The sequence below is a fragment of the Thauera phenylacetica B4P genome (assembly GCF_000310225.1).
In the GTDB taxonomy this organism is placed as follows: domain Bacteria; phylum Pseudomonadota; class Gammaproteobacteria; order Burkholderiales; family Rhodocyclaceae; genus Thauera; species Thauera phenylacetica.
In genome coordinates this window covers 1-6,471 of sequence record NZ_AMXF01000233.1, presented here as the reverse complement: position 1 = coordinate 6,471, position 6,471 = coordinate 1, and the positions used below count along the sequence as shown (strand labels likewise).

The 6,471-nt window shown below is 67.1% G+C and carries 9 protein-coding genes; 6 read left to right on the top strand and 3 right to left on the bottom strand.

Annotated elements, in window-relative coordinates:
* Nucleotides 1–513, top strand: a 513-nt coding sequence (locus C667_RS19155) for an Hpt domain-containing protein (protein WP_004376739.1), incomplete at its 5' end; no start/stop codon positions are given.
* Here the strand turns inward: C667_RS19155 and C667_RS19150 are convergent.
* Nucleotides 474–1,202 (bottom strand): response regulator, encoded by a 729-nt coding sequence (locus C667_RS19150; RefSeq protein WP_004376737.1) that lies wholly within the window; start codon nucleotides 1,200–1,202, stop codon nucleotides 474–476. The genes C667_RS19155 and C667_RS19150 overlap by 40 nt on opposite strands.
* Nucleotides 1,203–1,520: 318 nt before the next feature.
* Here C667_RS19150 and C667_RS19145 point away from each other — a divergent pair, with 318 nt between their 5' ends.
* Nucleotides 1,521–1,907 carry an HIT family protein gene (locus C667_RS19145; protein WP_039922271.1) on the top strand — a complete coding sequence of 129 codons (387 nt, stop codon included), beginning with the start codon at nucleotides 1,521–1,523 and terminating at the stop codon, nucleotides 1,905–1,907.
* On the top strand, nucleotides 1,907–2,860 hold the full coding sequence (locus C667_RS19140) for an HNH endonuclease (RefSeq protein WP_004376730.1): 954 nt from the start codon (nucleotides 1,907–1,909) through the stop codon (nucleotides 2,858–2,860). The genes C667_RS19145 and C667_RS19140 overlap by 1 nt, the downstream gene beginning before the upstream one ends.
* Nucleotides 2,861–3,035: 175 nt before the next feature.
* On the opposite strand, the gene C667_RS19135 is transcribed toward C667_RS19140, so the two are convergent.
* Nucleotides 3,036–3,494: a peptidoglycan-binding domain-containing protein gene (locus C667_RS19135; protein ID WP_004376727.1), complete on the bottom strand. Its 459-nt coding sequence runs from the start codon at nucleotides 3,492–3,494 to the stop codon at nucleotides 3,036–3,038.
* An 85-nt stretch (nucleotides 3,495–3,579) separates the two neighbouring features.
* Here C667_RS19135 and tnpA point away from each other — a divergent pair, with 85 nt between their 5' ends.
* From tnpA to tnpC, 3 genes are read left to right on the top strand one after another with little or no spacing between them, the layout of a single operon-like run.
* Nucleotides 3,580–3,900, top strand: coding sequence for an IS66 family insertion sequence element accessory protein TnpA (tnpA, locus tag C667_RS19130; protein WP_004376723.1), 321 nt, complete (start codon nucleotides 3,580–3,582; stop codon nucleotides 3,898–3,900).
* Complete coding sequence (gene tnpB, locus C667_RS19125) at nucleotides 3,900–4,259, top strand: IS66 family insertion sequence element accessory protein TnpB (protein WP_004355068.1); 360 nt, start codon at nucleotides 3,900–3,902, stop codon at nucleotides 4,257–4,259. Before tnpA ends, tnpB begins: the two co-directional genes overlap by 1 nt.
* A 29-nt stretch (nucleotides 4,260–4,288) precedes the next feature.
* Nucleotides 4,289–5,908 carry an IS66 family transposase gene (tnpC, locus tag C667_RS19120; RefSeq protein ID WP_004355071.1) on the top strand — a complete coding sequence of 540 codons (1,620 nt, stop codon included), beginning with the start codon at nucleotides 4,289–4,291 and terminating at the stop codon, nucleotides 5,906–5,908.
* Nucleotides 5,909–5,925: 17 nt separating this feature from the next.
* Here tnpC and C667_RS19115 read toward each other — a convergent pair.
* Nucleotides 5,926–6,471 (bottom strand): DUF4062 domain-containing protein (locus C667_RS19115; protein WP_004376719.1); only part of this gene is annotated, 546 nt, incomplete at its 5' end.

Genomic DNA, 6,471 nt, shown 5'->3' with positions numbered 1-6,471 from the left:
GCCACCGCAGCCAGCGCGGCCAGCGCGGCCAGCGCGGCCGAGGCGGTCACCGCAGCCACAGCCGCCACCGCGCCCGAGGCGCCGCAGGCGGAGGACTGGATCGACATCGACTTCCTGCGCGCGGAGCAGGAGGCGCTGGGCGAGGAGATCGTCGCCGACATCGTCGGCGTCTTCCGCACGCAGGGCCAGCCGCTGCTCGACGCGCTGCTCGCCGCCGCCCGCGCGGGCGAGCATGCGGAGTGCGCACGGCTCGCCCACAAGCTGCGCGGCGCCGCGGCCAACGTGGGCGCGGGGCGGCTGGCGGCGTGCGCGGGGACGCTGGAGGACGCGCTGAAGCGGGATCCATCACGGGCCGCAGGGGTCGAGGGCCTCGCCGAGCGCGCCGGCGAACTCGGCGAGGCCTGGACGCGCACCCTGCAGGCGCTCGACGCGCTGCGGCTTGCGGCAGAGGCACCCGCCGCGGCAGAGCCCGCTCAGCCCCCGCCGGGCTCCACGTCCACCGCCAGCCGGTAACCCTCGCCGCGGATGGTCGCGATCAGCGAATCCGCGCGCGCCGGGTCGTCCAGCTTCGCGCGCAGGCGACGCACCAGCACATCCACCGAGCGATCCTGCGGCGACCAGTCGTGCCCGCTCACCGCGCGCGACAGGCGGTCGCGGTCGAGGATCTCGCCGGGGGGGCGCACCAGCAGCGCGAGCACCTCGAACTCGCCGCGCGTCAGCGCCACGTCCTGCCCCGCGCGGTCGCGCAGCCGGCGCCGCGACAGCTCCAGCACCCAGCCCGCGAAGCGCAGGCTGTCCGCCGCCTCCGCCGGCCGCACCGCGCTGCGCCGCAGCAGGCTCTTGACGCGGGCGAGCAGCTCGCGCGGGTTGAAGGGCTTGGTCACGTAGTCGTCGGCCCCGACCTCGAGCCCGACGATCTTGTCCACGTCGTCGTCGCGGCTGGTGACCAGGATGATGCCGATCGAGGCGTCGCGCGCACGCAGCTCGCGCGCCAGCGACAGCCCGTCCTGGCCCGGCAGGTTGATGTCGAGCAGCACCAGGTCGACCCCGCCCTGGCCGAGCTGCCGCCAGAACGCCTCCCCGTCGCCGGCCAGCAGCACGCGATAGCCTTCCTTGGAGAAGTAGGCATTCATGCGCGCCTGCGCGACCAGATCGTCGTCAACGACGAGGAGGGTGGGGGTGGCGTCGGGGGTGGGGGACATGTGCGGGGGAACGGTAGTGCGCTCTGCTACGGAATCGCTTGCCCGCTAGGGCGAGCATCGCTTTCGGGTTCGGACTGGCGGTCGCGAGCAGCGTGCGAACGGACACGCTCACGCGGGCTGTCAACTGAGACGGCGACAATCCGGTCTTCTTGCGCGCTTGGATGATCGGCGAGGGGACGACTGGAAGCTCTTCTGCCTTCATCTCCTGGATCGCTTGAAGCAGGAAAGTTACCTCACGCTCTTTGGTCCAGTACGTCGGCCATTTGCCTACGAAGAGGAGCGTTTCGATTGTATGTCAGACCGACGTAGTATCTCCCCATGACCGGATCGAACTGTCCCTTCTGCCAGCTAGACGCAGCACGCATCGTGTTCGCGGATAACGTGACGCTTGTGATTCGCGATGCCTTTCCAGTCTCGCCCGGTCACACCCTGATCATCCCGCGGCGCCACGTCGGATCCTTCTTCCAGCTGACCGCGCCCGAGCGTGAGAGCATGTTCGAGCTCCTGACGCAGGCGAAGGTGGAGCTCGATGAAACCCTGCAGCCCGACGGCTTCAACATCGGCATCAACGACGGCGCAGCGGCTGGACAGACCGTGCCGCATCTCCATCTCCACCTGATTCCACGTTATCGGGGCGACGCACCGGATCCACGCGGTGGCGTGCGCTGGGTGCTTCCTGCCAAGGCGAAATACTGGAGCGGGTAATGAGTCTCTCCACCTACTTCGACCGGTTTCGACAGCTCAACGTCAATGTGGCGCACGGCCGCGCCAGCCCGCACAAGATCTGCATGCTCCTGGCAGTGCTCGATCTGGCGCGGGGCGGGGCGCTGACGGCGAACCGCGTCGAGTTCGCGCCGCCGCTGCTTGAACGCTACGCGCTGTATTTCAATGCGGTGCGGGCCGAGGGCGACCACCCCAATCCCTACTTTCCGTTCTTCCACCTCGCGGGCCGATTGCGCGGAGGCGGCGAGAGCTTCTGGCATCTGCAGCCAAAGTCGGGGCGTGAGCACGTACTTGCCAGCATGAGCACGGCAAGAACGGCGAGGCACGTGACGGACAACATCGATCACGCGCGACTCGACGCGGAGTTGTTCGATCTGCTGCAGGATGCGCTTGCGGTCGATACCCTCAGCGCAGTGCTCGCCGAGACCTGGTTCGACCGCGGCCTGCAGGACCTTGACGCGGTGGTGGGGCGAACCCGGCAGATCAACCGCTATGAGCGCTTGCTGCGATCCTCGGGCGCAACGGCACTGATCGCCGCCGAAGCGGCACCGAGCTATGTCCGCGATCCCGCATTCCGGCGCGTCGTGACGGAGATCTACGATTTCCGCTGCGCGGCGACCGGGCTGCGCCTCGTTTTGCCCGACGGTGCAGCAATGGTCGAGGCGGCGCACATCCATCCTTTCAGCGAGGCGGGCGATGACGATCCTCGCAACGGGCTTGCACTGACCCCGGACATGCACTGGGCGCTCGACCGGCACCTGATCGCACCGGACACCGACTTCCGCTGGCGGGTGAGTCGGGCGCTGGACCGGCGCATTCCGGACTATCAAGTGCTGACCGAACTGGAGGGCAAGCCGCTGTTCTTGCCGCGCGAGGCGCGCATGTATCCGAAGCGCGAGGCGATCGAGTGGCGGCTGACGATGCTGGACAGGTGAGGTAGCTATAGCGCCGGAATATGGATGTGACGGCTGCCGAGGCCCCGTCGGTGATGAATGAGCAAATGAAAGACCTGACCCCGCAACCGTCGACTTCCTGAACGACAAACCCATGGCTCCAAGCGCCACGGTATTCGGATTGCAGGTCTGATGGCATTGCCCCCATAGGCGCCCTTCAGGGCGGCGGGATCGCTCCGCACAGCCAGCGCCAAGTGTCTTGGCTGCAAATGCCGTTGGCGGTCAGCTGTTGATCGACTGTGGCCCGGAGCTGGACCTGGAATGCCCGTAGGTGAAGCTCGGTAGCCATGTCGAAAATGCCGTCATCCGGTAATTCGGGCAGGACAGAAAAATTTACCGCGACCAATGTGCGCTGCAGGTGTCGCACTGCAGCTCCTTGCGCTCCACGCAGGATGCGCGGCGGAGCTTCGTCGGCGCGTTGACCGGGGAGCGGCAGCACCGCATCGGCGGGCTGGAACGCGGCGAGCCAGCCCCACGACTGGTTGCCGCAGATCCCGTCGATACGCATGGTTGCCTGATGCGATTCCTGCATTCGGAACTGGAAAAGCCGCAACCACAGTTCGGTGACCCAGCCGAACCGACCGTCGTCGCGCAGCGGGGGAAGCTGCCGTTGCATCGTAACCGTTCACTGAGCGGCGTTCTTTCCCCGCCCGCGCCCACGCGGAACAATCCCTCCCACTTTCACGAGGGAGGAGTCGGCAGTGACCAGGGCGACAGCGACCAACAACAAGTGGCGGCGCCGTAGCCGCGAGGAGTGGCAAGCGACCTTCGCGCGATTCGCTGCGAGCGGTCTCGGGATCGAGCCGTTCTGCCTGCGCGAGGGGCTGAGCGAGTCAAGCTTCCGGCGTTGGAGGAGCCTGCTGGGTAGCCAGACGCCGCCGGCTGCGCGCCCGGGATCCGGAGCAACGTCCGAACCCACTGGCTTCGTCGACGCCGGCACGCTCAAACTCGGCGGCACGGGCCGCCTCGAACTGCGGCTCGACCTGGGCGACGGCGTGATCCTTCACCTGTCGCGCGGCTGATGTTCTTCCCCGAAGGCGCCGTCCGCGTCCATGTCTATGGCCGCCCGGTCGACATGCGCAAATCCTTCGACGGCCTGTACGCGCTCACGCGCCAGGCGCTCGGCTGCGATCCGCTGTCGGGCGAGCTGTTCGTGTTCATCAACCGGCGTGGCACGCAGATGAAGGTGCTGTACTGGGACCGCACCGGATTCTGCGTGTGGGCCAAGCGTCTCGAGCAGGGGCGCTTCGTGTCGAACTGGGCGCAGGTCCGCACGCGCCAGATGGACTGGACCGGGCTCAAGCTCTTGCTCGAAGGCATCGAGCCGGCCCGCACCAAGCGCCGTTTCAGATTGCCCCAGAACGCCGTGAAACCCGCATGAATGCTGGGCTCTACGGTAAAATATGCGCCATGTCCGCACCGCACTGCACCCCCGTTCCGACCCTTGCCGAGGCCGCCCAGTGGGCGCCCGAGCAGATCGTCGGACTGGCACAGGCGAACGTCGCCTTGCAGCGCGACATGGATGCGATGCGGCTCGAGTTTGCGGCACTCAAGCATCAGCTCGAGTGGTTCCGCCGCCAGCTCTTTGGCCAGAAGAGCGAGAAGCGCGTGGTGTCACCCGACACCACGCAGATGTATCTGGGCGAGTTGCCGATCCCCGACACGCCGCCCGACACCCCCGCCAAGACCGTGGCGGGACACACCCGTCGTGCGTCGCGCACCGACTTCGCCCAGAGCAAGGACGAATCGGCGCTGTTCTTTGACGAGACGCGCGTCCCGGTCGAGACGATCACGCTCGCCAACCCCGAGACCGAGGGCCTCACCGCCGAACAGTTCGAGGTGATCGGCGAGAAGGTGAGCCATCGCCTGGCGCAGCGCCCGGGCAGCTACGTGATCCTCAAGTACGTGCGCCCGGTCATCAAGCGCCGCGACACGCAGACGATCCACTGCCCGGCGGCCCCCGCCGGGGTGATCGACGGCAGCCGCGCCGACGTGAGCTTCGTCGCCGGGCTCATCACAGACAAGTTCTGCTACCACCAGCCGCTGTACCGCCAGCATCAGCGGCTCGGGGACAACGGCATCCGGGTCTCGCGCCCGTGGCTCACGCAGCTCACCCACGCGGCGCTCGCGCTGCTCGAGCCGGTCTTTACGGCCCAGCTCGACTCGATCCGCGCAAGTCGCATCAAGGCGATGGACGAGACCCCGATCAAGGCCGGGCGCGCCAGCCCGGGGAAGATGAAGGGCGGCTACTTCTGGCCGGTGTATGGCGAGCGCGACGAAATCTGCTTCGCCTATCACGAGGGGCGTAGTGGCAAGCACATCGCGCAGACCCTGGGGACCGACCCACCGCCCGAGGGGGCGGTGCTGCTCACCGACGGCTACGCGGCCTACGAACGTTACGCACAAAAATGCGGGCTCACGCGCGCGCAATGCTGGGCGCACTCGAGAAGAAAGTTCTTCGAGGCCCAGTCGATCGAGCCCGAACGGGCGGCGCAGGCACTGGAGATGATCGGCCAGCTCTACGCGGTAGAGCAGCACATCCGTGAGGCACAGCTCGTCGGCGAGGCACGCCGCGCATACCGGCTCGCCCAGGCCAAGCCGATGGTCGACCGGTTCTTCGACTGGGTCGACACCCAATTCGAATCCCACGGTCTGCTGCCGAGCTCACCGCTAACCACTGCCCTGGCCTACGTGCGTGAGCGCCGGGCCGCCCTCGAGGTCTACCTCGCCGACCCCGAGGTGCCGATCGACACCAACCACCTCGAGCGGGCGCTACGCGTAGTGCCGATGGGCCGCCGCAACTGGCTCTTCTGCTGGACCGAGGTCGGCGCGAAATACGTGGGGATCGCGCAGAGCCTGATCGCCACCTGTCGCCTGCACGACATCGACCCCTATGCCTATCTGGTCGATGTGCTCCAGCGCGTCGGCCAGCACCCTGCCGCCGATGTCGCGCAACTCACCCCAAGGCTGTGGAAGCAACACTTCGCGGCCAATCCGCTTCGATCCGATCTCCACCCGCGCTCGAAGTAGGCAAGAACGCCGCTCGGTTACCGCTTACGTTGCATCTGCCGGCGCAGGGCTCGCTGCAAGAATCGAACTGCAGGACCACGGTCTATGATCTGTAGCTCGGGCAGGTCGTCGATCGGGCAGGGGGGCGCCAGCGCAGTCAGCTCGGGCGCGCCGGGCTCCGCCTCCAGGGCTGGCTGCTGTCGAACACGTTCCTCCTTGAACGCGTTGAACGCCTTCACGACAGCCAAGGGGAGATCCTCGACGGACCGGAAGCGTGCCGCTCTTCCGATTGCTGCATCGGATACCAATGCCCGGAAGCGCTCGACGCGTTCCGGCGGATTTTCTCTGGTCTTCGCGTCGGTGAAACCGAACGGGATATGGTCCTCGTCCTTTATGAACACTAGGCAGGGAATGCCCACCTCCTGCGCTTTGCGGAACTCCAGCTCGGTGATCGAGAGCCGATCCGGATTCGATGCCGAATCCGGCGGGATGAAGCCGTCAGGGCCTCCGCACTCGCCTAGCATATCGATCTGATCCCAGCATGCGCTCCCGTACTCCGTCATCCCACGCCGCCCCCTTGCGCT